The following is a 25,211-nucleotide window of genomic DNA, read 5'->3' as shown; positions in this document are numbered from 1 at the left end:
TAGGACGCCGTTTCTACCATGCCGGCAGGGCAAGTCAACTGTGGCGGCCTGGCGACGCCTGGAATTGCCTTGTCAGCGATATGCATCGAGAATCACAGCAATTCCCGTGGTGCCACCGATGACGAGGTGATTGTGAGCGTAGTGTCGCGCCGTGCCGGCATGAAGGTATTGCACATTGTTTGCCTGTTGATGGCCCTGGTCGGCTCGACGGTCTGGGCCGCCGAGCCACCGACGCGCGAGGCGATCGAGCAGCGCCTGGAAGAACTGCGCCCGGCCGAAGGGCAAGAACCCGATGCGGCAACCCAGGAAAAGATCGATACCCTCCAGTCGACGCTCGATGACCTGGCGGCGAAGGAAGCCGTCGAGGTTCGACTCGAGGAGTTGGAAGTGCGGGTGGAGCGTGCGCCCGCTGAACTCCGGGAATTGCAGCAAGCCTTGTCGGAGCACCAGGACGAGACACCGACGGCGTCTCTGGAAGCGCTGGAGTCGCAGGATCTGGAGACACTGGAAAGCCAGTTGCAGGAGGCCTCCCAGGCGCTGCGCCGGGACCAGGATCGCCTGTCGCAGATCGAGACGCGCCTGCTCGGTACTCAGACCTTGCCTGAGCGCGCCCAGCAAGGCATCTCTGAAGCGACCCAGGCTGTGGAGGAGAGCCGCCGTACGCTCGAGGACCTGGCGGCCCGCGATGTCGACGAAAGCGATCCGCGTCACATGCAAGCGCGGGTCAAGCGGGCCCTGGCCGAGCAACGCCTGGCATTGCATCAGCGTGAACTGGCCACCAATTCGCGTTTGCGGGAGCTGGCCCAGCAACGCCGCGACCTGCTCGAGCGCCGTGTCACCACGCAGGAAGCCCAAGTGTTGACCTTGCAGCGCCTGATCGACCAGCGTCGCCGGGAACGCTCCGAGCAGGCCATCGCCGAGGCCGTGCAGGACGAGCCCGATGATGTGGCGAGCCACCCCCTCGTCAGTGAGGCCCAGCGCGTCAATCGGGACATGAGCCTGGAATTGCTGCGCATCACCAGTCGCGCCAACGAGCTGGTGCGCCAGGGGCTCGAGACGCGTCGACAGCTCGATCAGGTGCGCCAGCTCCAGCGCGGCATGGATGAGCACGTGGAAGCGATTCGCGGCAGCACTTTGCTGTCACAGATTCTGCGCGAGCAGCGCCAGGCCTTGCCCAAGGTCGACGTGCAAGGGGGGCTGAAGGACGAAATCGCCGATTGGCGCCTGCGCCAGTTCGAGCTGGATCGCCAGCGTGAAGCGCTCAAGGATGCCGAAGCGCTGGCGCGACAGCGAATGGAGAATGCGACGGGCGAAGAGGTATCGCCAGCCCTGGTCGAGCCGCTTTCGCAGCTGTTCCGCGCGCGTCGCGATCTGCTGGACCAGCTCGAGCCGACGTATGGCGAGATGCTCAGCGCGGCCATCGAGCTGCAGCTCCATCAGCAACAACTGCTGTCGACCAGTCGATCGTTACGCGACACCATCGACAAGCAACTGTTCTGGGTGGCCAATGCGCGCCCTCTGGATCTCGCCTGGCTGCTCAAGTTACCGGAGCATCTGATGACCGAATGGCGCGAGGGCGAGTGGCGCCATGCCTTGCCGAACCGATGGACGGTGCCGGATGCCAGGGCATTGCTGGTCATTCCCTTGTTGCTGGCGGTGGCCGGTTTGCTGCTGCTGAGGCGCAATCTCAAGCGGCGCCTGTTGCAGTTGCACGATGAAGTCGGCCACCTGCGCCGCGACAGCCAGGCTCACACGCCCAAGGCGGTATTGTTCAATGCCCTGCTGGCGATGCCCATGCCATTGCTGCTGGCGAGTGTTGGCCTGGCACTGGTGCTTGGCGGGCAAGGTGTTGCGCTGGGTATCGGTGGGTCGTTGATGCAGATCGCACTGGCCTGGGCGGTGGTGGCCTGGGCAAGGCGTCTGCTGGTTGCCGATGGCGTCGCCATTCGCCATTTCTACTGGCCTTCGGCCTACGCGGTGAAGCTGCGCCGTTGGCTGTTCTGGCTGTTCGTGTCGATGGTCCCGGTGCTGATGGTCGCCCCCCTGGCCCGCGATGCTGGTATCAACCTGAATCATCGCCCCTTGGCCATGGGGCTGCTCTTGGCCGGGTTCCTGGGCATGAGCGTGTCGCTGGCCAAGCTGATCGTGGCGCATACCCCCTATTTCGGAGTGAAATTCTTCCGTCTGGTGCTGGGCCTGGCGATGGCGGCAGTGCCGTTGCTGTTGGGTGGGCTGGTGGTGACCGGCTACGCGTACACGGCCTTGAGTCTGGTCAGCCGATTCGTGATGACCCTCTATGTGCTTGGCGTCTGGATCCTCGTCGAGGCGGCGGTGGTGCGTGGGTTGGCCGTGGCCGCACGTCGTCTGGCCTATCGCCGTGCCCTGGCGCGACGGCGAGCATTGCAGGAGCACGAAGGCGAGAGCGGGCTCGATGTCGTCGAAGAACCTCCGCTGGACATGCAGCAGGTCAATCAACAGTCGTTGCGTCTGGCCAAGCTGGCGTTGCTGATCGGTTTTCTGGTGGTGCTCTACCTGGTCTGGGCCGATCTGCTCACGGTATTCGGCTATCTGGAACAGGTCATGCTGCTGGGCGGCGAGGGGCAGCAAGGCGCTGAACTGGTAGGGGGTGCAGTATCGGTGGCCGACACCATCGTGGCCCTGCTGACCATTGCCTTGACCTTGATGCTGGCGCGAAACCTGCCCGGGCTGCTCGAAGTGATGGTTCTGTCTCGCCTGGAGCTCAAGCAGGGCAGTGCCTACGCCATCAGTTCCTTGCTCTCCTATACCATCGTGGGCACCGGCGTGGTGATGGCACTGGGAACGCTCGGTGTCTCCTGGGGCAAGCTGCAATGGCTGGTGGCGGCCCTGGGGGTCGGTCTGGGGTTCGGGTTGCAGGAGATCTTCGCCAACTTCATCTCGGGGCTGATCATTCTCTTCGAGCGCCCGATGCGCATCGGTGACACCATTACGCTCGGTCATTTGACCGGTACGGTCAGCCGCATCCGGATTCGAGCGACCACGGTCACCGACTTCGATCGAAAGGAAATCATCATCCCCAACAAGACGTTCGTCACCGACCAGCTCATCAACTGGTCGCTGTCGGACAATATCACGCGGGTCATCCTGACCTACGGCGTGGAACTCGGCTCCGATCATCGTCTGGTGCAGCGCCTGTTACAGCAGGCCGCCGACGAGAACGAGCGGGTACTACGCGACCCACCGCCGGAGATCTTCTTCATGCGCTACAGCGAGAGTGCCATGGAGTATGAGTTGCGAATCTACGTCAACAGTCTCGGTGATCGGTTGTATGCCACCGATGAACTCAATGGGCGGGTCGGCGAGCTGTTGGCCGAACACGACCTGAACATTGCCTTCAACCAGATGGCCGTCTGGTTGCACCGTCGCAGTGATGGAGCTCGTGCCAAGCTGCATCCCCGGCCGCCCTCTGACGATGACATGCCACGCCATCCACCGCCCGGTGCGGCGGGGGATCCCGGCGATGTCGATGGCGGTGGTGACGGCGGAGGACGCTAGCCGGCGCTAACGGCTGCCGTTTTCTCATCACGGCCGGTGTTGCAGGAGCAACGAAAAAGACAATGCCCACGATAGTGGGCATTGTCTTGTGACGATGAGCCCTGGTGTCAGGGCAGGTCGGGCAGACCGCCCGGCAGGGACGTGCTCAGGCCCAGTGAGTCGGCGATGAGCGCCGGCGTCAAGGCAATGCCTGTCCAGGCGCTTGCCACAAGCTTGCCGGCACCGGCACCAAGCTGCTGACCGCCTTCCTGGAAGTCTTGATAGGCTTGATCATAGCTAATGCCGCCAGAGACGACATCGATCTCATCGAGAGTCATGGGGCGAATGGTCGAATCAGACATGTGACCTCCTTGTGTGCTGCTGTGAGAAATCAAGTAGTGCTGTTGAAGCAGTTCGCCTGTCAAACAGCACTTATATCTCTAGAGCTTCGAGTGAAAAGGGTCAAGGTACGACAAGTTCTCTGGATCCCGATTACAGAGTTCATGGAGAGGATTTGTTGCAATATCGCTAAGCAGGAAACGCAATGTTATCCATTCATGGCGCCTGGTTTCGCCATGGCATGGCCCGATTGAGGGGGTGAAGACTGGGAAATGTTACGGAGTGTTGGTTTTTGTTATATGAGATGACTGAGCTACTGATGGTCATTGACATGATGGGGTATGGGTCTAGTTAAATAACCTGAATGAATAAAAGGTGATTGTTAGCTCGTTAATGGATAAAAAGATCCCTTGTGAAGCGCATGCCGATTCTGTAAAACGTATGGGCGATTATCCTTGATCGGAAAGAGGTTCCCCGTTTCGGTCCTCCGGGAAACAGTGATGGGAGCAGCATGATATGGGTAAGGGAGAACCTGCTGCATGAGCGAGAAGTCGCCGTTGTTTCGGAAGGAATCGTTCGAGGCTCGTCGGATGACGTGGCTGGGGCGTCCCACCGTATTACAGAATATCCCGACAAAAGTCTTGGCTGTTGTGTCAGTGGTTATTGTTATAGCGATAATCGTCTTTCTGGTTTTCGGGAACTACACCAGGCGTGTCGCTGTTTCCGGCGTCATGTTGCCAACGGAAGGGCTGACCCGAGTTTCCGCGCCGAGCTATGGATGGATAACCCGCCAATACGTGAAAAAAGGCGAGAGTGTCGAGAGAGGGGAGCCTCTCTATGAGATAAATCTAGATAGTTCAACTGCTCTGGGAGATACTCAGGAAGCCGTCAATCAGTTGATGAGAAATCAAAAAGAAGAGTTGAAGGTTGAGATACAACGTCATGAAGCGTTGTCTGAAAAGGAAAAAAGCTCCCTTCAACATCAGCGAGACAATCTGGTTGAAGAAGTCGAGCAGATTGAAGACCAGATAGAAGTGGCAGAAGAGTTTTCCAATACGTTGCATGGCTATGCCATGGAGCAAAAAGAGTATATGGATAAGGGGCTGACGCCCTCTCAGGCTTTCGAGAGTCGTCTACAGGCTTACATGGAACGGCGAGAAACCCTGGAGCGTCTGAAAGGACAGCGGGTCAGGCTGAAATCCGAGTTGCAAAGAGTTCGTGATGAACTGTCTTCCTTTGACTTGAATGTTGCTTCTGAACTTGGAGATTTGCGACGTCAGCTCATTACGATAGAAAAACAAATTGCGGAGGGTGAGTCTCGCCAGTCCATTCGCGTCACGGCGCCACGAAGCGGTGTTGTCGAGTCGATCGCCACCCAGGCAGGGCAGACCGTCTCCACCGGCACACCACTTCTGACGATATTGCCCGATGATGCGCAGTTGAAAGCGCAGTTATTGGCGCCGAGTCGAGATATCGGGTTCCTGAAAGAGGGCGACGAGGTATTGCTGCGCTATTCCGCCTTCCCCTATCAGAAATTTGGCCAGTACCCCGGAACCGTTACGGACATCACCAGAGCTCCCTTGAAGCAAGATGAAATCAAGATGCTGGTGGACAATGGGGCTACAGCGCCTACCTCAACCGCCATATATCGTATCACCGTTAAGCCGGATTCACCTTTCGCCATGACATATGGCGATCGTGTTCCGCTACAGGCCGGCATGCAGGCAGAGGCCCATATCATGGTGGAGACGCGTCCCCTCTACCAGTGGATATTCGAGCCGCTTTACGGGCTGTCGGAAGTTTTAGCCGCTGAGGGGGAGGCACAATGAACCTGTCGGAACTACCAAAGCGTCTGCTGGGTGGCTTCAGGCGTGGGACGCCCGTCATTATCCAGTCCGAGGCGGCAGAGTGCGGCCTCGCATGCATGGCGATGGTGGCAAGTCATCATGGGCATGCGCTCGACCTCCCTGCCATGCGGCACCGCTTTTCCACTTCACTGAAGGGAATGGCATTAAAGGACCTCTTGAAAGTGGGAGGGGATCTCAAGTTATCGACTCGGGCTGTTCGTCTGGAACTTTCCGATCTGGGGAAGTTGCAGTTACCATGCATTCTGCACTGGAATCATAACCACTTCGTTGTGTTGACCCGCGTGGGTGCAAACGGCGTTACGATTCATGATCCCGCCACAGGCAGCCGGAAGCTGCCATATTCGGAAGTCTCGAAGCGATTTACCGGGGTTGCTCTGGAGGCATGGCCAAACGAGCTCTTCACGAAGAAAAATGAGCGTGAGCGCATTCATGTCACGGAAATGATCAAGCGAACGGCTGGTATCGGTCGGGCTGCGTTGCAGATCATTGCAATATCCGTTCTTCTGGAGATCGTTACCATTGCAATGCCGATTGGCTTTCAACTGGTGATCGACCAAGTTATCGTGGCCCAGGATCATGACCTCCTGACCTTGATCACCATTGCATTTGCTTTACTTCTGGTTCTGCAGGTACTGGCAAGCCTTGTTCGGTCATGGACATCGATGTTGATTGGGTCGAGTCTGGTTCTGCAATGGAAGGCGGGACTGTTCGATCACTTGATGAGGCTGTCGCTCAGTTATTTCGAGAAGCGCCACGTGGGGGATATCGTTTCCCGCTTCGGCTCGCTTGATTCCATTCAGAAGACGCTCACCACGAGCGCCATCATGGCGCTGCTGGATGGTGTCATGTCGATCGCGATGGTGGTCATGCTGTGGCTGTATGGTGGATGGCTTGCCAGTGTTCCCATCATTGCCGTTCTGCTGTACACCATTCTTCGCCTGTGTCTGTATCGTCCGTACAGGAACCTGTCGGAAGAAGCCATCGTATATGCAGCACAGGAAAATACGCACTTCATGGAAAGCCTGCGTGGGATGGCGAGTCTGAAGGTTCTCAATCTGGAGGAGCGTCGTCGTTCTGTCTGGATCAACTATCTGGTTGATCGAGTCAATGCCAATCTTCAGGTCGAGAAGTTCGATATTGTGTTCAAAAACGCCAGTCGCCTGCTTTTCGGGGCTGATAGAATTATCATCATATATCTTGGTGCGAGAGCGATCATGGGTGATACGCTCTCGATAGGTATGCTGATTGCTTTCCTGTCGTACAAGGATCAGTTCACCAACCGGATGGATAATTTCATCTCCACCATGATACAGCTCAGGATGTTGTCATTGCATGGTGAGCGTGTGGCAGATATTGCCCTGGTCGAGCCCGAGCAGACCGATCGTGTCTCTGGCGATTCGGAAAGCGATGAAGATTCGTCAGGGGCTGGGCACATCGATGTCAGAGGAGTCAGCTTTCGATATGCTGATAGTGAGGAGGAGGTGATAAAGGATGTCAGCTTCTCGATCAATGCACAGGAGTGTGTTGGTATATCCGGCCCTTCGGGGTCGGGAAAGACGACGTTATTGAAGATCCTGGCCGGCTTGATGTTGCCTAATAAAGGGCAAGTCTGTATCGATGGAAAGGAGCTGTCATCCATTGGAGCCGCTGCTTATCGGGATAGAATCGGCTGTGTGCTTCAGGATGATCGTCTCTTTGCCGGCTCGGTCGCTGAAAACATCAGCGGCTTTGATCCTGATCCCGATATTCGCCTCATTCATCAGTGTGCGATGCTGGCTGCCATCCATGATGAGATCGCGAAGATGCCGATGGGCTACGAGACATTCGTGGGGGACATGGGGAGCACGCTCTCCGGCGGTCAAATGCAACGCATCATTCTGGCCAGGGCATTATACCGACGGCCTAAAGTCTTGTTGCTGGATGAGGCCACCAGCCACCTGGATCCAGAAAACGAGGCAGCGATCAATGCGGCGATACAGAAGCTGTCGATTACTCGGGTCGTGATAGCGCACCGTCCCTCGACACTTGCCATGACGGATCGCGTGATCGATATGCAGGAATTGTAAGCGTCCGTCCATGACGGGGGCTTTCATCGCCGTCGGGCGTAGAGCAGAAACTCATGGTTGCCATCACCGCCTAGGATCGGGCTTTCACACCAGTGGTGAATCTCGAAGCCGTGGGTGTCGCAGGCGAGACGCAATTTTGCTTCCACGTCGGTGTAGCGGTTCGGGTCGGTGACCAGTCCCTGGGCATTGACACCCTCCGGGCCAACCTCGAATTGCGGTTTGACCAGTGACAGCAACTCACTGCCCGTGGGCAGGAGAACGGCCAGTTCCGGCAGAATCAACGTCTGAGAAATGAAGGCGACGTCCATGACGGCAACATCGACCGGGTGCGAATGCAGCGCCGCTCGAAGCCGGGGATCATTGCGCATGGCGCGGGCATTCAGACCTTCCAGGCAGAGAACGCGCGGATCTTCGCGCAGGCGAGGATCCAATTGGTCGCGTCCCACCTCAACGCCGACCACATGGCGAGCGCCATGGCGCAACGCACAATCGGTGAAGCCGCCGGTGGATTGCCCGACGTCTAGCACTCCTCGGTTCTGCAGAGGAAGCGAGAGTGTCTCCAGCAGGGCTTCCAGCTTGAGGCCGGCCCGGGAGGCATAGCGCTCCTCGGGATCATCATCGACTCTCAATTCCACCGTCTCGGCCAGTTTCTCGCCGGGCCGGGTCAGTACCTTGCCGTCATCGGCCCGGCGTACCCGGCCGTGGCGAATCAGCCGCTGCGCGCGTGTTCGCGAACGGGCCAGTCCCTGGCCGAGCAGGAGTTGATCGAGGCGTGGCATGGTAGGGCGGTTCCGGCAGCGAGAAAAGCATCATTATGACATAACGAACGGCCGCATCGGACCACGTGGGCCCCGATGTCCGGCGGACACCGGGGCGTGACCATCACGGCGGAGCGCTACCCCGAGAAGCTTGCAGCCCCGCCGGCGGCAGGCGATCAGCGCCCCAGCTGCGCTCGATGTGGCCGATGACGCGGTCGAGCTCTTCTTGAGGAACCTGGGCCAGTTCGCCGCGTTCCAGTGGGTCGTGATGGAAAATGTAGAGTCGGGAGGCGAACTGGTCGAAGGGGAGCGAAGCTTCGCCGAAGCGCTCGCCACGGCCGGAGGTACTGACCTTGACGCCATCGCCCCAGTTCTGGCCACTGTCGTTGTTGGGATTGTAGAAGTAGACGCGCGTGATGCCTTCTGGATCGATTCCGGCACGCAAAATGGTGATGGCATGCCAGCCGATGAAACGGGCGGCGCTGTCGGTCACGGCAATACCCGCCGGCTGGGGGTGAATCAGTGGCTGGTTGCCGTTGTAGTCGGGATGGTAGCTGGCATAGAAGTGGCGCAGAAAGGCGTCCAGTTCGTGGAGCTGCCCGCTGGCCACATCGACGTTGATGCGAAAGCCGCGTCCCGACCACCAGCCATGGAACTCAGGGTTGACCCAGCGGTGGGGGTCGCCCTCCCGGCCGATGCAGCGCCGGCCCATTTCGGCATAGATGCGGTCCAGGTGGGGTACCACGATCAGGGAAACCGGGTCGAGGTCCATGGGCAATTCGCTGGCCACGCCGGAAAGGCTCGCCATCGATGAGATAGGCTGGCCTTCGAAGTGCATGATGATCTCATCGTCCCGGGCCGCCCAGGCCACCATCTGCAACAGGTAGTCAGGGTCGTTATAGGCCCACATCGACAGTGCCCGAGCTGATTGGCAGGTCGGGTTGTTGCCCTGACCGACCCCGAGCGGCTGCCCGAGCATGCAGAGCACGCCTTCCAGGAGTCTGGCGCGTGGCGAGACGGTCTCGCCGTAGGCCAGGTTGAGGCGCGCCTGTGACCATTCCGAAAGCGGCAGGCTGAGCTGGCGCCACATGGCCGGTGCCACCGGGGGTTGATAGAGGATGCCACGCTCGAGCAGCAAGGCCAGGCCGTAGGCTGCCTGGGCCGTTTCCGGCAGGATGGCGTCGCGGATCAGGGCGCGTACCAGTTCCTGATAGCAGAGCAGGCCATCGCGTCCCGTGGCGGAGAGCCCCAGCGCCTCGGCCAGCAGATGGTCGCTGTGGTCGGTGAGATGGAGCAGCAATACAGGGTGATACGGCGACACCAGGCCGGTGTCATGCATGGCCCGTGCGAAGCCGGTGGCCTCCGCCTGCAGGGCGGTGGCGTCCATGCTCTCCAGGCGTTCACGATAGGTGTCGAGACCGGGATCCTCGCGACAGGCCTGGGTGGGGCCGAACAGGGAACTGACGAGTCGGTCGGCTCCCTGCCCGCTGGCGCCCAGGTCGATGGCGGGATCGGCCTGACAGATCGCGATCTGCGTGATCATTCGCTTGACCGGCTCGACCTGGATTGGCCGCTGGTTGAGAATGCGCCAGATTTCTTCGATCAGCCTGTCGATGATGTGTTCATAACCGATGCGTGTCGCCAGGTGCTGGAACAGCTGGCGGGGCAGGTTGGCTAGTCGCCCCTGGGTGGCGCGCTCCGACTCGGTGGGAGCGCCGAACAGCAACGACAGGTTAAGGGCCATCACCTGGGTCAGGTAATGATGCGCCTGTTCGGTGGAAATCAGCGCATGACGTGTCTCGCCCTTGGCCACGGGCAACAGGCGCAGCTCGCTCAGGGCCTCGACCACCACGGTGTTCGGGTCGGGGCTCTGCAATGCCTGAACGGTCAATGACGGCAGCAGGAACTGTGGCGTGGCCCAGTCGGAGCCCTGGAAAATGCCTGCCGCTTCCATTTCCACGGCGCGTGGCTCCACCGCCGCGCACCCGCCGTCCTGCATCATCGCCCGGCGGGCCGTGTCCAGTACCTGAGGCAGCTTGCCGGGCTTGGCGAAGTCCGGCGCCTCGGCCAATTGCCCGATGGCGTCATCCAACTTGCCCAGCACGGCGGCGAGCTTGCCGTCATTATCGGGCGGCTCGCCGTTCTGGGGGTGATTCGATTGCGTCGTCACGCGGACTCCCGGTCGTCGATTTTCGACATGACGCTCTGTTCAGACATAGAAATCAAGTTCTTCCAGCGTCTTGAGCAGGTCGCGCAGGCGATGGGGGTCGTCGCCCTTGAAGTAGGTCAAGCCCCAGTGAGTGCCGAAGGCGGTGCGTTTGGTGACGGTTTCCTGCAAGGGCGGCGTGAGTTCGTGAGACTCGAAATAGGGGTGATCTTCCACTTCCTCGGGAATTTCCAGGCGGCTGACGACCCGCAGGCGCGGATAGACGCCGAAGCAGCCGGCATAGCCATTGGCGTCGACGACCTCTTTCGGGAAGAAGGCGGCAACCTCTTCGGGGGTGGTGTTGGGGTCGAAGACGAGCATGCTGGCCTGGTAGGCGTTGAACCCATAGACGCGCTCGAGGAGCTCGAAGACCTTGAAACCGGGCGGTCGATACGCGACCTCTCCGAAATACATCTCGCCGTCGCTGGTGACGAAGTATTCCGGGTGTATCAGGCCGAATTCGATATCGAACGCCTTGATCAGCTTCTCGATCTGGGCGGTGATCTGCGGGCGATAGCGCTCCAGCTCGGGGGAGGCCGGCACGAACACCGAATAGCCCAGGGTCACGTACTCGGAGATATTGAGAAAGGCGATCTTGCCGTTGTGGATCCAGGCTTCGACGGCGAACTCCCAGCCATCCAGGTGGGACTCCATCAAGACCGGAAACTCCTCGTCCGGGATGGTATCGACCTCATCGGGAGTGCGAATCACTCGGTGGCCCAGGCAGCCAGCCTTGTCGAAGGCCTTGAGGTGGATGGGATCGTTGGGGTCGCCGTCGAGCTTGAGCAGTGTCTGGTTGACCCGCTTGAGAAAGCGGATGACGTCGTCCTTGTCATGGGCTTCCTCGAAGATGCCGACGCGGATGCCGCCAAGCTGTGCGCGTCGTTTCATCAGCGCCTTGTCGCGCAGCAACAGCGACTGGCCATAGAGCCGCGGGTTGTCGAGCAGTACCGAATTGATGGCGCCGGCCCATTCCACCGTTTCCTCGTACAGGGGGATGGCGACGTCAACGCCCATCCCCTTGAGCGTTTCGGCGATTTCCATGGAGCGGTCGTTCAAGCGCTCGAAGTTCCAGGAAACATAGGGCAGGTCGTGCTGCTGACAGTATTCCGCTGCCCAGTCCGGTGCCACGACCACATACCGGCGGTCGAAATTCTCGGCGGCCTCAATGGCGTTCAGGCTCCAGCCCAGCAGGGCGATGTAGCCCTTGTCGGGGTCCTTCTGCATAGACACCTCCTTGGTGCAAGCGACAACGTGCCGACTCAAGAATGGCCGCACGCTCATGAGTTCAGCATAGCCGAATCGGAGGGTGGCCAGGGGATCCGGCATCAACGGTGCGCGCGGGGCCAACGACGCTTGCTCGCAGCCGGCACGCTTGTTATAGTGCGCGCCGCTCGATAGGCACTTGATCGCCTTCGAGTTCGACAGCAAAAAGTGTCGTCTGTGGTGGCCCCGTCGGTCCTCCCGCAACGCTAGATCGCGAACCCCGCCAGGCCCGGAAGGGAGCAACGGTAGTGATGGACGCGTGTGCCGGGATGTGGCTGTCGGGGCTGCCTCCATTCTGGCTGGTCTGGGAGCCATATGCTTCCCGTTCTGTCTCTTTCCACTCCTGCCCTTCTCTGCATTCCTTCCTTTCGTCCATTCTTTTCTCTTTTCATCCGGCTTCCTGCGCTACTGCTCCTTCTCTTTCTTCGTCATCCCCACACCGCCCGCTCGTGGCCGATTCGGCTCGTGCATTTATGGCTTGATGAAACGAAGTGGCGAGCCGATCATCCAAGGCAGTGGCGAAGGCGACAAGGAGACCAGGATGAACGCCAAGCGCATTCTCGATCAGTTGATGAAACAAGCCGGCAGCGGCGGCTCCGGGTCGGGGGGGACAGACCTCAAGGGCATGGTCGATAGCCTGTCGTCCCAGTTGGGTGGCGGCAGTGGCCAGAGTCGTGGACAAAAGGGCGGTTTCGACCCGAAGCAGCTATTGGGCGGTGGCGCCCTGGGCATGCTGATCGGCTCCAAGCGAGGGCGCAAGATGGGCGGCAAGGCGCTCAAGTACGGTGCTATCGCCGGTGTCGGCATGCTGGCCTGGAAGGCCTGGCAGAATTCCCGAGGTGGCGATGCGGGGGATGAAGCGCGTGAAGGCAAGCCCATGGATCGTCTCGAGGGTAACCAGCAGGAGCAGCGTAGCCTGGAGTTGCTGCAGGCGATGATCATGGCGGCGCGCGCCGATGGGCATATCGACGAGCGTGAGCGGGCCATGCTCACCGAGCAGATCGACGAGATGGGCGCCGATGACGAGCTGCACGACTGGGTGGAACGCCAGCTTGCCGCGCCGCTCGATGCGCTGGCCCTGGCGCGACAGGCGGATTCTCCCCAGGCGGCCCGCGAAATGTATCTGGTCAGCGTTGCGGTGATCGACGACGACAACCCCATGGAGCGTGCCTGGCTCGATCAGTTGGCCTCCGCCCTGGGGCTCGATGATTCGCTCAAGCGCGAGCTGGAACAGCAGGCGGTAGCTTCCTGATATCCTGTCAGCCCTCTGAGATGCTCAAGGAACCGATACGCCGATGTTGACTTTCCACACCGCCGCCACCCAGCAACGTCGTGCCCGTACCGAGCTGGACGGTGGCGTTCTGGTGACGCCTTACGAGTGCCCAGAGCGCGTCGATCTGGTACTCGAACACGTGCATGCCTCAAGGCTTGGTGAGGTGCGCGAGCCCGATGCTTTCGGACTCGCGCCGGTTCTGGCCATTCATGATCGCGGCTATGTGGACTTCCTGGCCGGGTGCTGGGACGAATGGCGCTCCCTGGGGCGCCAGGGCGAGGCGATCGCCTGGATCTGGCCGACGCGTACCATGCCGGGCGAGATCCTGCCCGACCACCTCGATGGGCGGCTTGGCCACTATGCACTTTCGGCAGACACCTCGATCTGCGAGGGCACCTTCGAGGCGGCCCAGGCAAGCAAGGACATCGCCCTGTCCGCGGTACGCCACAGCCTGACCACCGGCGAGCCGGCATTCGGACTGTGTCGCCCGCCGGGCCATCATGCCGCCACCGACCAGTTCGGTGGCTACTGCTTCTTCAACAATGCAGCCATTGCCGCCCAGTACGCGCTGGATCACGGGCTTGGCCGGGTGGCGGTGCTGGATATCGATTTCCACCATGGCAACGGCACTCAGCAGATCTTCTACGAGCGCGATGATGTGCTCTTCCTGTCGTTGCATGGCGATCCGCGTCAATGCTTCCCGTATTTTCTCGGTCATGCCGAGGAGATCGGTTGCGGCAAGGGCGAGGGCTTCAATGTCAACTATCCGCTGCCGCCGGGCACCGACTTCGCGGCCTGGGCCGGCGCCCTGGACGATGCCCTGGAACGCATCCGCGCCGCCGGCTGCGAACTGCTGGTCGTCTCGCTCGGCGTGGATGCCTTCGAGAATGATCCGATCAGCGAATTCAAGCTGACCAGTGACGATTTCACCGAGGTCGGCCGCCGCCTGGCCGGACTGGGGCTGCCGACGACCTTCCTGCTCGAGGGCGGCTACGCGGTGGAGGAGATCGGCATCAACGTCGTCAACGTGCTGAGTGGCTTCGAGGGCAGAGCGGCGGCTTCCGAGTGATCGGCATGAAAGCGCCGGCCCTTGCCGCGACTTTGCGCCCCGGTCGCCACCCGGTAGAATGAGCCGACCATCCAGAGGATTCGCCGTAATCGGCGAATCAGACGTTTCCGGCTGCCAGCCGGCCCAGCTGCAAGGATTCCGAGCCGCATGAGCTATCAGGTACTGGCCCGCAAGTGGCGGCCGCGCACCTTCCATGAACTGGTCGGGCAGGAGCATGTCCAGCGCGCGCTGGTCAACGCCCTGGACCAGGGGCGGCTGCATCATGCCTACCTGTTCACCGGTACGCGAGGCGTGGGCAAGACCACCCTGGCACGGATTCTGGCCAAGTGCCTGAACTGCACGGCGGGTGGCTCGGGCGACGAGGGCGTGACCTCGCAGCCGTGTGGGCAATGCGCGAACTGCCAGGCCATCGACCAGGGGCGGTTCGTCGATCTGCTCGAGGTCGATGCCGCCTCGCGCACCAAGGTCGAGGATACGCGCGAGCTGCTCGACAACGTGCAGTACGCGCCGACCCAGGGGCGTTACAAGGTGTATCTCATCGACGAGGTGCACATGCTGTCGACCAGCAGTTTCAACGCCCTGCTGAAGACCCTGGAAGAGCCTCCGCCCCACGTGAAGTTCCTGCTGGCGACCACCGATCCGCAGAAACTGCCACCTACGGTGCTGTCGCGCTGCCTGCAGTTCACCCTCAAGCACATGCCGCCGGAGCGCATCGTTGGCCATCTCTCGATGGTGCTCGAGGCCGAATCCGTGCCATTCGAGGAGAGTGCGCTGTGGCTGCTGGGCAAGGCAGCCGAGGGCTCGATGCGCGACGCCATGAGTCTCACCGACCAGGCCATCGCCTTCGGGCAGGGCGAGATTCACCATGCCGATGTGGCGGCCATGCTCGGCACCCTGGACCATCGCCATGTGCTGGCGCTGATCGAGGCCCTGGCTGATGTGGACGCCGCTCGGGTACTGGCCGAGGTCGCCTCGTTGGCCGAACAGGGGCCGGATTTTGCTGCCGTGCTCGACGATGTCACCGCCATCCTCCATCGGCTGGCGATCGCCCAGATGGTGCCGGATGCCCTGGACAACGGGCATGGCGACCGGGATGACCTGCTGGCACTGGCGGCACGCTTCACGGCCGAGGACATCCAGCTCTATTACCAGATCGGCGTGCAAGGGCGCGGCGACATGGGCCACGCGCCAGACTTGCGCACCGCGCTGGAGATGACCCTGCTGCGCATGCTGGCCTTCCGGCCCCAGGGCGTTCCCAAGCCCGCCAGGACGCCGCTGCCGATGCGTGGCGAGAGCGCCGGTGGCGCCGGGGGGAGTGAAGGCGGCTCGCCTTCCGCCACACCTGCCGGTGAGCAGGGGGGGGCGCCCGCCAGTGCTGAAGCGTCGGCTCCGGCACCTTCCGCGGGAGTGTCGAGTGCACGGGAACCCGAGGCGGCGCCTGAACCCGCTTTGGCAACGGCAGCCGCGCCGCCCGACGAGCCGACGCCGAGTGAACCGCCGCCACAGGCCTCGACGCCACCATGGGAAGACATGCCCGCTGACCGAACCTCCTTTGAGGCGCCAGTGGCGGCTGAGCCGGCGGAGAGCACCGTACCGGAGATGGGACAAAGCGAAGGCGCCGAGGCCGTTGTGTCCGATGACATGACGCCGGCCGTTGCGCCGGCCCCTGAGGTCGATGGCGAACCGGCAGTCGCCGACGCCGAGGACGCAGCCCCGCTGCCTGCCGAGAGAGAAGGGGAGGCAGCGTCGACAACGGCCGACGAGCCTGTCGCGACTGGCGATGCCTTGAGCCATGATGCCTGGCTGGCGAACTTCGATAACCTGGCGCTTTCCGGACTCACGCGCAATCTGGCAGCTCACTGCATGGTCGACCACGATGACGGCGAGACCCTTCACCTGCGGCTGGATCCCTCCCAGGCTGCCATGCAGGCCGACGTGCATGTGGAGCGAATTCGGGAGGCCCTGGCGGGAGCGGGCTTCGACCGGCGACTGGTGATCACCGACGGTGACTTGCCCGAGTCGATCGAAACGCCCCGGCAGCGCGCCGAGCGGCTCGCCGCCGAGCGTCATGCCCAGGCGGTTGACGCCTTGAAGGCCGATCCCCATGTTAAACAGTTGCAGCAGGCATTCGGGGCACGTCTGATCGAAGCCTCGGTCAAACCGTCGAGCGAGCACGCCCAGGGTTGAACGCCGTGCACTACGGAAGCCGTGCGTCACGGAAATGCACTGCCGAATTGAGACAACGAGCGCCGAGGGCGAGGTATCGCCACTGGCGTCGATAAATCACGAGACGAGGATACCGCCATGATGAAGGGTGGAATGGGCAACCTGATGAAGCAGGCCCAGGAAATGCAGGACAAGATGCAGAAGGCCCAGGAGGAGGTCGCCAAGGCCGAGGTCCAGGGCGAAGCCGGGGCCGGCATGATCAAGGTGACCATGAACGGTCGCCACGACGTGATCTCGGTGGACATCGACCCGAGCGTCATGGAAGAAGACAAGGAACTGCTCGAGGACCTGCTCGCCGCCGCGGTCAACGATGCCGTGCGCAAGGTCGAAGCCAGCTCCAAGGAGCTGATGGAAGAAGCCACGGCGGGGATGAATCTGCCGCCAGGTTTCAAGATGCCTTTCTAAATGCTTGCAAAGGACTGCGCTCGGCCATGCGGTGTTGAACTTAGCGTCAAAGTGCTCATTTAGCGCTGCTAAATTCCGCTTTTTCCGCTAATTTCGCCTAGCCTGGCCGTCGCTCGTCACCTTTGTGAAGGTTCTTGCATCAGGGGTGAGCATCATCCTGCACTCAGTGCTGCGTTGTGAGCGCGCGCGTCATGCTGGGTGACTGGCATTTGAGTCGTCGCTTCTTAACTCTGGATCTAGACACCGTATGAGCTTTTCCCCTCTGGTCGATCGGTTGATGGAGGCCTTTCGGGTGCTGCCCGGCGTAGGCCCCAAGACCGCCCAACGCATGGCCATGCATCTGCTCGAGCGTGATCGCGATGGCGGTCGTCGCCTGGTCGAGGTGCTGGGCGTGGCTCTCGAGGAGGTCGGCTATTGCCAGCGTTGCCGTACCCTGACCGAAGAGACGGTCTGCGCGCTGTGCGAAAGTGGTCGACGCGACGACAGCGTGCTGTGCGTGGTGGAGTCGCCCGCCGACCTGCTGGCCATCGAAGAGGCCGGGGGATACCGGGGCCGCTATTTCGTGCTGCATGGCCATCTTTCGCCGCTGGATGGCATCGGCCCCGAGGACATCGGACTCGACCAGCTCGATACCCGGGTGGCCGAGGATGGCGTCGAGGAAGTGATCCTGGCGACCAATCCCACCGTGGAGGGGGAGGCCACTGCCCATTACATCGCCTCCCAGTTGGGGCCTCGAGGGGTGAAGCTGTCGAGGCTCGCCTACGGCGTGCCCATGGGGGGAGAGCTGGAATACGTCGATGGCGGCACCCTGAGTCGTGCCTTCAATGGTCGCTTGCCCTTCGAGAGCGAGTGACATCATTTTTCCACCGGAACCCCGCATGCCCCTGACTCCCGAGATTCGCTGGATCGACACGCCCGAGGCCCTGGACGAGGCCTGCGCCGAGGTGGCCGAGGCCGAGGTCATCGCCCTGGACACCGAGTTCTTCCGCGAGAAGACCTTTCATCCCGTTCCCGCCCTGATCCAGTTCTGCGTGGGTGGTGCAGCTTATCTGGTCGATCCGACCGTGGTGGCCTGCACCGATGCCTTTTGTCGTCTGCTCGGCGAGGGGCCGCTGAAACTGCTGCATGCGTCCAGCGAGGATCTGGAAGTCTTCATCCACTGGGCAGGCGTGACGGTAACGCCGCTGGTGGATACCCAGATTGCCCAGTCGCTGCTCGGCGAAGTGCCTTCGATGGGCTACCAGAAGCTGGTCGAGTTCTGGGTCGGTGAAACCCTGCCCAAGGACGAAACGCGCTCGAACTGGCTGGAGCGTCCGTTGAGCGAGGCACAGAAGACCTATGCCGCCCTCGATGTGATCTATCTGCTGTCGGTCTGGCGGGCTCAGCGCGAATCGCTGGAACGTCACGGTCGGCTGGCCTGGCTGGAAGAAGAATGCCGGAAGCTGGTCGATCAGGCCGCACGCGGTGAAGAAAGCGACGGCCAGTGGTATCTGCGTCAGCGCCAGTTATGGCGACTCTCGCCCCGCCAGATCGAGGCGTATCGGCGGCTCACCATCTGGCGTGAGGGCGAGGTTAGGCGCCGCGACTTGCCTCGTGGCTGGCTGGCCAGCGACAAGCTGCTCTACGGCATCGCCGAGCGCATGCCCGAGAATCGCTTCGAACTGGCCGGCGTGGAGGGCATGAAGCCGCCATTGGTCAAGCGTGAGGGCGACGCCCTGCTGGCGCTGGTGCGCGAGGCGCATCACCTGGCGGAAGACGAACTGCCGACGCCGCCCTGGTCACCGATGGATGCCGCCTTCAAGAAGCGCTACAAGGCGCTCAAGAAAGTGGTCGGTCGTGAGGCCGAGGCCTTGGGCCTGGCACCGGAAGTATTGTTGCGTCGCCGCGATCTCGAAGCGCTGGTCAGTGCCTCGCTGCGGGATGAGCCACTGCCCATGCCCGAAGGCTGGCGAGGCGAGCGGCTTGCCGAGGCGCTCGAGACGGCGCTTCATGGAATAGCCCATCACGAAACATCGGAAACGTCGTCATGACCTACTTCAAGGGCAAACTGTTGTGCGAGGTCTTCAAGAGCCCACGCAAGGAGGAGATGTATCTCTTCGTGGACAAGACTCAGGGGCTGACCGAAGTGCCCGACGCCTTGCTCGAGCGCTTCGGGGAGCCGAGATCGGCCATGACCCTGCTGCTCACTCCCGATAAGCAACTGGCCCGTACCACGGGGAGCGCCATCATGGCGGCCATTCAGGAAAAGGGTTACTACTTGCAGTTGCCGCCGGCCAAGGAAGAGTATCTGCTGGATCTCTATCGTGCGCCGACGCAAGCGAAGTACTGAAGTGGGAAGTGGCAAGAGATAAGAGGAAAGAAGGAAGGCACAAGCGGCGAGACGCGAGAACCAGAACTCGCCGCTTGTCACCTCGAATCTCGTTGCGCGTAGCTCGGGAGAATCATGAGAGAACGTTTCTGGGAGCGCTTTTCCCTCGAGGAATTGACCGACGAGGAATGGGAGGCGCTGTGCGATGGCTGTGGTCAATGCTGCCTGATGAAGCTCCAGGACGATGACGGTGACCTGGCGGTGCTCAACGTGGCCTGCGAGTTGCTGGATATCGGCAGTTGCCGCTGCGGCGACTATGAGCATCGTTTCGAGCGAGTGCCGGATTGTCGGCAATTGACGCCGGAGCGCATCGAGGCGTTCAGCTGGTTGCCGGGGTCCTGCGCCTATCGCCGCCTGGCCGAGGGACGCAAGCTTGCCGGTTGGCATCCCTTGATTTCCGGTGACCCCGAGCGGGTCCATCGCAAGGGGATCAGCGTGCGCAGCTTCGCCGTGCCGCCGGACGGGGTGGCCGAAGAGGAGCTCGAGGAGCATATTATCGCGATTCTCCCCGTCAACGACTAACCTCCGGACCCCATGACCCGTACCCGTCACGAGATTCCGAGCCTGCAACTCAGGCTGGTGGCCGACAAGGATGTGGTCATCGGACCCGGCAAGGCTGACCTGCTCGATGCCATCGCGCGTACCGGTTCGATCGCTTCGGCCAGCCGTGAGCTCGGCATGAGCTACAAGAAGGCCTGGCAACTGGTGGCAACCATGAATCGCCATCTTCCCGAGCCGGTCCTGGAGACTGCCTCCGGTGGCCAACAACGGGGCGGGGCGCGGCTGACGCCCACCGGCCACGAGCTGCTGGCGCGCTATCGCGCCTTGCAGGCACTGCTCGAGCCCGCGGCCTCGCCTGCCGCCGAGCGCCTGCTCGACCTGCTCGCACCTGACGAAGGTGCCGATCCTGGCGCTTCCTGAGGTTCGGCGTCACACCCTGTCACGGTCGTCTCTCGCCTTCCTGAAAACCGCTACCGCCTCAGGGGGGAAGCTTGTTGCGTGGCACGCAGTGGAACTATAGTGTTCTCGTTATTTCCATTCATGCATAACGAGAACGATGGCGATGCGGGAAACACAAGGGCGGTATGGGCGGCTCGGAATGGCGCCGATGTTGCTGGTGGTAGCCATGTCGGCATCGGCGAACGAGCGGGTCGAGCTGTTTGCGGCAGCCTCGATGACCGATGCCATCGACCGGGCGGTGGCGCGCTTCGAGGCAACGCACGATGTGGATGTGGTGCCGGTCTATGCCGCTTCGTCCACGCTGGCGCGACAGATCGCCAACGGGGCGCCCGCCGAGCTCTACATCTCGGCCAATGTCGAGTGGATGGACTGGCTCGGCGAGCAGGGGGTGGCGCTGAGCGAGCGTGCCGATCTGGTCCACAACCGTCTGGCCCTGGTGGCGCCGGCGGGCACGCAGCACGAGCCTTTCACTCCGGGTGAGGGAGAGCCGCTGGCCGCTCGGCTCGGCGAGAACGAACGTCTGGCCGTGGGCGATCCGGCGCATGTGCCGGCCGGAATCTACGCCAGGCAAGCGCTTCAGTCGCTGGGCGAGTGGGAGGCGCTGGCATCGCGCCTGGCGCGTGCCGATAATGTGCGGGCGGCATTGGCTCTGGTCGAACGGGGCGAAGCGCCCATGGGGGTGGTCTACCGCACCGATGCCGAGGCCAGCGATGGTGTCAGGACGTTGGGCATGTTCCCCTCGACGTCTCACGAGCCGATTACCTACCCGGTGGCCGTCATCGGCCAAGCACCGTCTGAACAGGCACTGGCTCTGCGGGCCTGGCTCGAAGGCGATGACGCCATGGCGATCTTCGCAGAGCATGGGTTTAGGTGACGCTTCTTTCCAGGCACGCCACGCTAGAGGTTATGGATGCTGAGCGATGCTGAAACCGAGGCCATCCTGATCAGCCTGCGGGTGGCGGGCGTCGCTGTGGCCTGGATCCTGATACCCGGCATTGCCGTGGCCTGGCTGATGGCGCGTCGCGAATTTCGCGGCAAGGCGCTGCTCGATGGCCTGTTGCACCTTCCGCTGGTGCTGCCGCCGGTGGTGGTGGGCTATCTGCTGCTGCTGTCGCTGGGAAGCCAGGGCGCGATGGGAACATGGCTCGACGAGTGGTGGGGAATCCGGTTGCCGTTCACCTGGCAGGGCGCTGCCGTGGCCGGAGGTGTCATGGCCTTTCCACTGCTGGTGCGTGCCCTGCGGCTCTCTCTCGAAGCGGTCGATCCACGCCTGGAAGCCGCGGCCAGCACCCTGGGCGCCGGGCGCTGGCGGGTCTTTGCCACCATCACCTTGCCGCTGACGCTGCCGGGTCTTCTGACCGGCACCGTACTGGCCTTTGCCCGGGCGCTCTCGGAGTTCGGTGCCACCATCACCTTCGCCTCGAACATTCCCGGCGAGACTCGCACCTTGCCGTTGGCGCTCTATTCGTTGATCCAGACCCCTGGTGGCGAGGCGGCGGCGGCGCGACTCTGTGCCTTGTCGGTCGTGATCGCGATGGCCTCACTGGTGGCCTCGGAATGGCTGGCCAGACGTGCGCGGGCACGGCTCCGGGGGAGGGACGCATGAGCCACGCCGGCGGCTTGATCCTGAACGTGCAGCACCGTCTCGGCCAGTTTTCCCTGGAGGCTGACCTGGCGCTGCCTGGACGCGGCGTGACGGCGCTGTTCGGCGCTTCCGGCAGTGGCAAGACCAGTCTGCTGCGTCTGATCGCCGGTCTCGACCGGCCGGTGCGTGGTCACATCGCACTGGATGGTGACACTCTGGTGGATACCGCATCGCGCCGCTTCGTACCGGCTCATCGACGCCGGCTCGGCGTGGTCTTCCAGGAGGCGCGTCTGTTCCCGCACTATCGGGTGAGCGGCAATCTGACTTACGGCATGCCCGCACGCATGACGTCGCGCTTCGAGGCGGTCGTCGGCCTGCTGGGTATCGATCACCTGCTGGCGCGCTATCCGGCCACGCTGTCCGGCGGCGAGGCCCGACGTGTCGCCATTGGGCGGGCATTGCTCAGTGACCCGCGCCTGCTGCTGATGGACGAGCCATTGACTGGCCTGGACGGGGCGCGCAAGCGTGAGCTGCTGCGCTACATTCAGCGTCTGGCCGGGGAGGTCGAGATCCCTATCGTCTATGTCAGCCATGAACCCGCCGAGCTGGTCGAGATCGCCGATACGCTGATCCTGATGGAGCAGGGACGCGTGCGTGCCCAGGGCAAGCTGGACGAACTGATGGAACGGTGCGATCTCACCGAGGCGCTGGGAGGCTTCGATGCCGCCATGCCGCTCGAGGCAGAGGTCCGATCGCACGATGAGGCCTACGGGTTGACCCGCTTGGAGCTCGACGACGGCCAGGTACTGACCGTGCCCGGCCTCTCGGTTCCGGTGGGGCAGCGAATACGGCTGCGCGTGCCGGTGCGCGAGGTGGCGCTGGCGCGTGCACCGAGTGCCGGGCTCAGCTATCGCAACCAGTTGGTGACGGTCATCGAGCAGGCCTGGGTGCCGCCTGGCGATGCCGCCACCATCGAACTTCGCCTGCGCCTGGGGAGTCAGGCGCTACGTGCCCGCCTGACCCGCAAGTCCTACGACGAGTTGGGGCTTGTCGTGGGGCAGGAAGTGACGGCGCTGGTCCGCACCGTCGCCTTCGCACCAAGAGATGCCTGAAGATACGGCTCGCATCTTGTCACGATCCGGCTGTCCTCCCGCTTCTTTCCACTTATCTCTGCCTTCTTATTGTCGTCCCACTTCATGCTTTCCCCAGCGCCCAGAGGATGAAGGCATCCTCCCGCGCATGATCATGCCAGGCCTTGAACCGGCCGGAGGCGCCTCCGTGGCCGGCCTCCATGTCGATGCGCAGCAGTGGCGGAGGGGTATGGCCAGGGCCGGCCAGTTCGCTGAGACGGGCGTAGAGCTTGGCCGGCTCCCAGTAGGCGACTCGGGTATCGTGCCAGCTACCTTGCAGGAAAACCGGTGGCCAGGGGCGATCGGGGAGGTTGTCGAGGGGCGAGTAGGCCTGGAGGCGTTGTCGCACGCTCGGGTCGTTTGGGTCGCCCCATTCGCTGTATTCGGCAGTGGTCAGCGGCAGCTCGGGGTTCAGCATGGTGCGCAGGACGTCGACGAAAGGCACGTCGAGCACTGCCGCACAGAAGCGCTCGGGTGACAGGTTGAGGCTGGCGCCGACCAGCAGACCACCGGCACTGGCACCATGGGCGACGATGCGTTCGCCATCGCTGACGCCCTGATCGACCAGGGCATCCCGGGCGGCGAGAAAGTCCTGAAAGCTGTTGGTCTTGTGTGCGAGCTTGCCGGCCAGATACCAGGGTTCGCCACGCTCGCCGCCTCCGCGCACATGGGCGACGGCGAAGGCCACTCCTCGGGACAGCAACTCCAGGCGAGCCACCGAGAACCAAGCATCGAGTACCTCGCCGTAGGCCCCGTAGCCGTGGAGCAGTGTCGGTAGCGGATGCCCCACGAGATCGGCTCGCATCACCACCGAGACGGGAATGCGTTCGCCATCGTGAGAATGCGCCCAGAGGCGCTGACAGGCCAGCTGGTCGGGCTGGAGGTCGCCGTGGACTGCCTGACGCTTGAGCAGGCGGCGCTGGTCGCTGTCCAGGTCGAACTCCGTCCAGCTCGGCGGTTGGGTGAAGGATTCTTCGCGCATCCTGAGGCGGCGTGCGTCGAAATGCGGGGTGGCGTCGAGCGCCAGGCTGCAGGGCGTTTCGCTCAACGGCAGCCAGGTATCTCGCGACCGGGCATGGGTGGCGTCGAGTTCGATGACGCGTAACCGCACCTGGGCCTCGTGGTGATCGCGCTCGGTGAGCACCAGGCCCCAGGAAAAGGCGTCGACACCTTCCAGGGTGGTGTCGTCACGGTGAGCGATCAGCGTCTCGCCTTGTGCGTCAGGTGCGGCTTCAGCGACGCGGTCGAGGCAAAAGTGGGGGGCGTTGCGGTTGTGGAGCACATAGAAGTGCCCGGGGCGGTGATCGATGGCATATTCGACACCGGCTTCCCGAGGGCGGAAACACCACGGCGGGGTCGTCGGGGCTCGAGCGGGAACCAGGTGGGTCTCACTGGTGTCCTTGGAGGCGGACTCCAGTACCAGCCACTCCCGGGAGCGTGTCTTGCCCAGCCCGAGCCAGAATTCCGGGTCTGTCTCGCGCAGCATCAGCGTCGCGCGAGCGGCACTTGGCGACGCTGTGGTGAGTTGTAGCGGCAATCGCCAGATGCTCTCCGGGCGCTGTGTGGCGTCGAAGCGCGTGAACAGCAATGTCTTGCCGTCTTCCGCCCAGCAGAGTTCGGGGCCGATGTCGTCGAGGAGTTGCACCGGTTCGCCCGCGGGCAGGTGTCGCAGCCAGAGGGTGAAGGTCTCGTCGCCCTGGGTGTCCTCCGTCCAGGCCAGCCAGGTCTCGTCGGGGGAGAGCGCCATGTCGCCGATCTCGAAGAAGGCGCTGTGGCGGGCCCTGGCCTGAAGGTCCAGAAAGGGTTCGGCGTTTTGCGGTGCATCGTTGGGATGGCGCCACCAAACCGGATGATCGGCGTTTGCGGCAGTTTCGTTCCAGATCGTGAAATGGTCCAGCGGAACCGCCAGACTGCGTTCGGCCAGTTCGCGTCGTGCCAGGTGGCCGTGGTAGAGCCGCTCGGTGAGTCCCGCCAGTGGAGAGAACCAGCGATCCGCTTGCTCGTTGGCGGCCTCGAGAAAGGCTTTCACCGCGGGGTCGTCGCGCTGTTCCAGCCAGTGCCAGTCGGGGTCCTCGGGGCGCCGAAAGCGCTGAACGGGGCTGGAGCGATCGCCGGTATCGGCGTTTCGGTCATGTGGCGGCTGTGCTTTCATGCTGCGAGATGTACCATACTCGGAGTG

20 protein-coding genes and 1 other RNA gene are annotated in these 25,211 nt (G+C 62.4%); 16 read left to right on the top strand and 5 right to left on the bottom strand.

The features are described 5' to 3' along the window. Window positions 1-18: 18 nt before the first annotated feature. A complete protein-coding gene (gene mscK / locus HSDC_RS04390) occupies window positions 19-3,534 on the top strand; it encodes a mechanosensitive channel MscK (RefSeq protein WP_064698733.1) in 3,516 nt (1,171 codons plus the stop codon). A 107-nt stretch (window positions 3,535-3,641) separates the two neighbouring features. On the opposite strand, the gene HSDC_RS04385 is transcribed toward mscK, so the two are convergent. Next, entirely contained in the window at window positions 3,642-3,875 is a 234-nt protein-coding gene (locus tag HSDC_RS04385) for a hypothetical protein (RefSeq protein WP_064698732.1), read from the bottom strand. A gap of 516 nt (window positions 3,876-4,391) precedes the next feature. Here HSDC_RS04385 and HSDC_RS04380 point away from each other — a divergent pair. Both HSDC_RS04380 and HSDC_RS04375 read left to right on the top strand, forming a co-directional pair. Then, the gene (locus HSDC_RS04380) at window positions 4,392-5,681 is read left to right on the top strand and encodes an HlyD family secretion protein (protein WP_064698731.1); all 1,290 of its coding nucleotides are present in this window, start codon (window positions 4,392-4,394) and stop codon (window positions 5,679-5,681) included. Beyond that, window positions 5,678-7,786 (top strand): peptidase domain-containing ABC transporter, encoded by a 2,109-nt coding sequence (locus tag HSDC_RS04375; RefSeq protein WP_064698730.1) that lies wholly within the window; start codon window positions 5,678-5,680, stop codon window positions 7,784-7,786. The genes HSDC_RS04380 and HSDC_RS04375 overlap by 4 nt, the downstream gene beginning before the upstream one ends. A 23-nt stretch (window positions 7,787-7,809) precedes the next feature. Here HSDC_RS04375 and HSDC_RS04370 read toward each other — a convergent pair whose 3' ends face one another. The 3 genes from HSDC_RS04370 to HSDC_RS04360 form a co-directional block, all read right to left on the bottom strand. Continuing rightward, on the bottom strand, window positions 7,810-8,565 hold the full coding sequence (locus tag HSDC_RS04370; protein ID WP_064698729.1) for a TlyA family RNA methyltransferase: 756 nt from the start codon (window positions 8,563-8,565) through the stop codon (window positions 7,810-7,812). Window positions 8,566-8,668: 103 nt separating this feature from the next. After that, the gene (locus HSDC_RS04365; RefSeq protein WP_064698728.1) at window positions 8,669-10,714 is read right to left on the bottom strand and encodes a hypothetical protein; all 2,046 of its coding nucleotides are present in this window, start codon (window positions 10,712-10,714) and stop codon (window positions 8,669-8,671) included. 39 nt (window positions 10,715-10,753) lie between these two features. Beyond that, a complete protein-coding gene (locus HSDC_RS04360; protein WP_064698727.1) occupies window positions 10,754-11,977 on the bottom strand; it encodes an ATP-grasp domain-containing protein in 1,224 nt (407 codons plus the stop codon). 226 nt (window positions 11,978-12,203) lie between these two features. Between HSDC_RS04360 and ffs the strand changes: the two genes are divergently transcribed. The 13 genes from ffs (at window position 12,204) to modC (ending at window position 23,014) form a co-directional block, all read left to right on the top strand. Beyond that, window positions 12,204-12,300: signal recognition particle sRNA small type (ffs, locus tag HSDC_RS04355), an RNA gene on the top strand. A gap of 257 nt (window positions 12,301-12,557) precedes the next feature. Continuing rightward, window positions 12,558-13,268, top strand: coding sequence for a tellurite resistance TerB family protein (locus HSDC_RS04350; RefSeq protein ID WP_064698726.1), 711 nt, complete (start codon window positions 12,558-12,560; stop codon window positions 13,266-13,268). 43 nt (window positions 13,269-13,311) lie between these two features. Continuing rightward, window positions 13,312-14,358: a histone deacetylase family protein gene (locus HSDC_RS04345; protein ID WP_064698725.1), complete on the top strand. Its 1,047-nt coding sequence runs from the start codon at window positions 13,312-13,314 to the stop codon at window positions 14,356-14,358. Window positions 14,359-14,505: 147 nt separating this feature from the next. Continuing rightward, window positions 14,506-16,545, top strand: coding sequence for a DNA polymerase III subunit gamma/tau (dnaX, locus tag HSDC_RS04340; protein WP_064698724.1), 2,040 nt, complete (start codon window positions 14,506-14,508; stop codon window positions 16,543-16,545). Window positions 16,546-16,662: 117 nt separating this feature from the next. Further along, window positions 16,663-16,989, top strand: a complete 327-nt coding sequence (locus HSDC_RS04335; protein WP_041601939.1) for a YbaB/EbfC family nucleoid-associated protein — start codon at window positions 16,663-16,665, stop codon at window positions 16,987-16,989. 247 nt (window positions 16,990-17,236) lie between these two features. Then, entirely contained in the window at window positions 17,237-17,842 is a 606-nt protein-coding gene (recR, locus tag HSDC_RS04330; protein WP_064698723.1) for a recombination mediator RecR, read from the top strand. Window positions 17,843-17,867: 25 nt separating this feature from the next. Further along, on the top strand, window positions 17,868-19,019 hold the full coding sequence (gene rnd, locus HSDC_RS04325) for a ribonuclease D (RefSeq protein ID WP_064698722.1): 1,152 nt from the start codon (window positions 17,868-17,870) through the stop codon (window positions 19,017-19,019). Beyond that, a complete protein-coding gene (locus HSDC_RS04320; RefSeq protein WP_064698721.1) occupies window positions 19,016-19,318 on the top strand; it encodes a YcgL domain-containing protein in 303 nt (100 codons plus the stop codon). Before rnd ends, HSDC_RS04320 begins: the two co-directional genes overlap by 4 nt. A 114-nt stretch (window positions 19,319-19,432) precedes the next feature. Further along, the gene (locus HSDC_RS04315) at window positions 19,433-19,879 is read left to right on the top strand and encodes a YcgN family cysteine cluster protein (RefSeq protein WP_064698720.1); all 447 of its coding nucleotides are present in this window, start codon (window positions 19,433-19,435) and stop codon (window positions 19,877-19,879) included. Between the two features lie 12 nt (window positions 19,880-19,891). After that, a complete protein-coding gene (locus tag HSDC_RS04310; protein ID WP_064698719.1) occupies window positions 19,892-20,278 on the top strand; it encodes a winged helix-turn-helix domain-containing protein in 387 nt (128 codons plus the stop codon). A 136-nt stretch (window positions 20,279-20,414) separates the two neighbouring features. Next, on the top strand, window positions 20,415-21,191 hold the full coding sequence (modA, locus tag HSDC_RS04305; protein ID WP_064698718.1) for a molybdate ABC transporter substrate-binding protein: 777 nt from the start codon (window positions 20,415-20,417) through the stop codon (window positions 21,189-21,191). A gap of 36 nt (window positions 21,192-21,227) precedes the next feature. Beyond that, complete coding sequence (modB, locus tag HSDC_RS04300; protein WP_064698717.1) at window positions 21,228-21,923, top strand: molybdate ABC transporter permease subunit; 696 nt, start codon at window positions 21,228-21,230, stop codon at window positions 21,921-21,923. Further along, a complete protein-coding gene (gene modC, locus HSDC_RS04295; RefSeq protein WP_064698716.1) occupies window positions 21,920-23,014 on the top strand; it encodes a molybdenum ABC transporter ATP-binding protein in 1,095 nt (364 codons plus the stop codon). Before modB ends, modC begins: the two co-directional genes overlap by 4 nt. Before the next feature lie 82 nt (window positions 23,015-23,096). On the opposite strand, the gene HSDC_RS04290 is transcribed toward modC, so the two are convergent. Continuing rightward, window positions 23,097-25,184: a S9 family peptidase gene (locus HSDC_RS04290; protein WP_064698715.1), complete on the bottom strand. Its 2,088-nt coding sequence runs from the start codon at window positions 25,182-25,184 to the stop codon at window positions 23,097-23,099. Window positions 25,185-25,211: the final 27 nt, after the last annotated feature.

It is taken from the genome of Halomonas caseinilytica (assembly GCF_001662285.1).
GTDB classification, from domain to species: Bacteria; Pseudomonadota; Gammaproteobacteria; order Pseudomonadales; family Halomonadaceae; genus Halomonas; species Halomonas caseinilytica.
This window is presented reverse-complemented; position numbering and strand designations above follow the sequence as displayed.

Bases quoted from the DNA above. Each gene is read 5' to 3' on its own strand.
- mscK (WP_064698733.1), top strand. From the start codon at position 19: ATGCCGGCAGGGCAAGTCAACTGTGGCGGCCTGGCGACGCCTGGAATT.
- HSDC_RS04385 (WP_064698732.1), bottom strand. From the start codon at position 3,875: ATGTCTGATTCGACCATTCGCCCCATGACTCTCGATGAGATCGATGTC.
- HSDC_RS04380 (WP_064698731.1), top strand. From the start codon at position 4,392: ATGAGCGAGAAGTCGCCGTTGTTTCGGAAGGAATCGTTCGAGGCTCGT.
- HSDC_RS04375 (WP_064698730.1), top strand. From the start codon at position 5,678: ATGAACCTGTCGGAACTACCAAAGCGTCTGCTGGGTGGCTTCAGGCGT.
- HSDC_RS04370 (WP_064698729.1), bottom strand. From the start codon at position 8,565: ATGCCACGCCTCGATCAACTCCTGCTCGGCCAGGGACTGGCCCGTTCG.
- HSDC_RS04360 (WP_064698727.1), bottom strand. From the start codon at position 11,977: ATGCAGAAGGACCCCGACAAGGGCTACATCGCCCTGCTGGGCTGGAGC.
- HSDC_RS04350 (WP_064698726.1), top strand. From the start codon at position 12,558: ATGAACGCCAAGCGCATTCTCGATCAGTTGATGAAACAAGCCGGCAGC.
- HSDC_RS04345 (WP_064698725.1), top strand. From the start codon at position 13,312: ATGTTGACTTTCCACACCGCCGCCACCCAGCAACGTCGTGCCCGTACC.
- dnaX (WP_064698724.1), top strand. From the start codon at position 14,506: ATGAGCTATCAGGTACTGGCCCGCAAGTGGCGGCCGCGCACCTTCCAT.
- HSDC_RS04335 (WP_041601939.1), top strand. From the start codon at position 16,663: ATGATGAAGGGTGGAATGGGCAACCTGATGAAGCAGGCCCAGGAAATG.
- recR (WP_064698723.1), top strand. From the start codon at position 17,237: ATGAGCTTTTCCCCTCTGGTCGATCGGTTGATGGAGGCCTTTCGGGTG.
- rnd (WP_064698722.1), top strand. From the start codon at position 17,868: ATGCCCCTGACTCCCGAGATTCGCTGGATCGACACGCCCGAGGCCCTG.
- HSDC_RS04320 (WP_064698721.1), top strand. From the start codon at position 19,016: ATGACCTACTTCAAGGGCAAACTGTTGTGCGAGGTCTTCAAGAGCCCA.
- HSDC_RS04315 (WP_064698720.1), top strand. From the start codon at position 19,433: ATGAGAGAACGTTTCTGGGAGCGCTTTTCCCTCGAGGAATTGACCGAC.
- HSDC_RS04310 (WP_064698719.1), top strand. From the start codon at position 19,892: ATGACCCGTACCCGTCACGAGATTCCGAGCCTGCAACTCAGGCTGGTG.
- modA (WP_064698718.1), top strand. From the start codon at position 20,415: ATGGCGATGCGGGAAACACAAGGGCGGTATGGGCGGCTCGGAATGGCG.
- modB (WP_064698717.1), top strand. From the start codon at position 21,228: ATGCTGAGCGATGCTGAAACCGAGGCCATCCTGATCAGCCTGCGGGTG.
- modC (WP_064698716.1), top strand. From the start codon at position 21,920: ATGAGCCACGCCGGCGGCTTGATCCTGAACGTGCAGCACCGTCTCGGC.
- HSDC_RS04290 (WP_064698715.1), bottom strand. From the start codon at position 25,184: ATGAAAGCACAGCCGCCACATGACCGAAACGCCGATACCGGCGATCGC.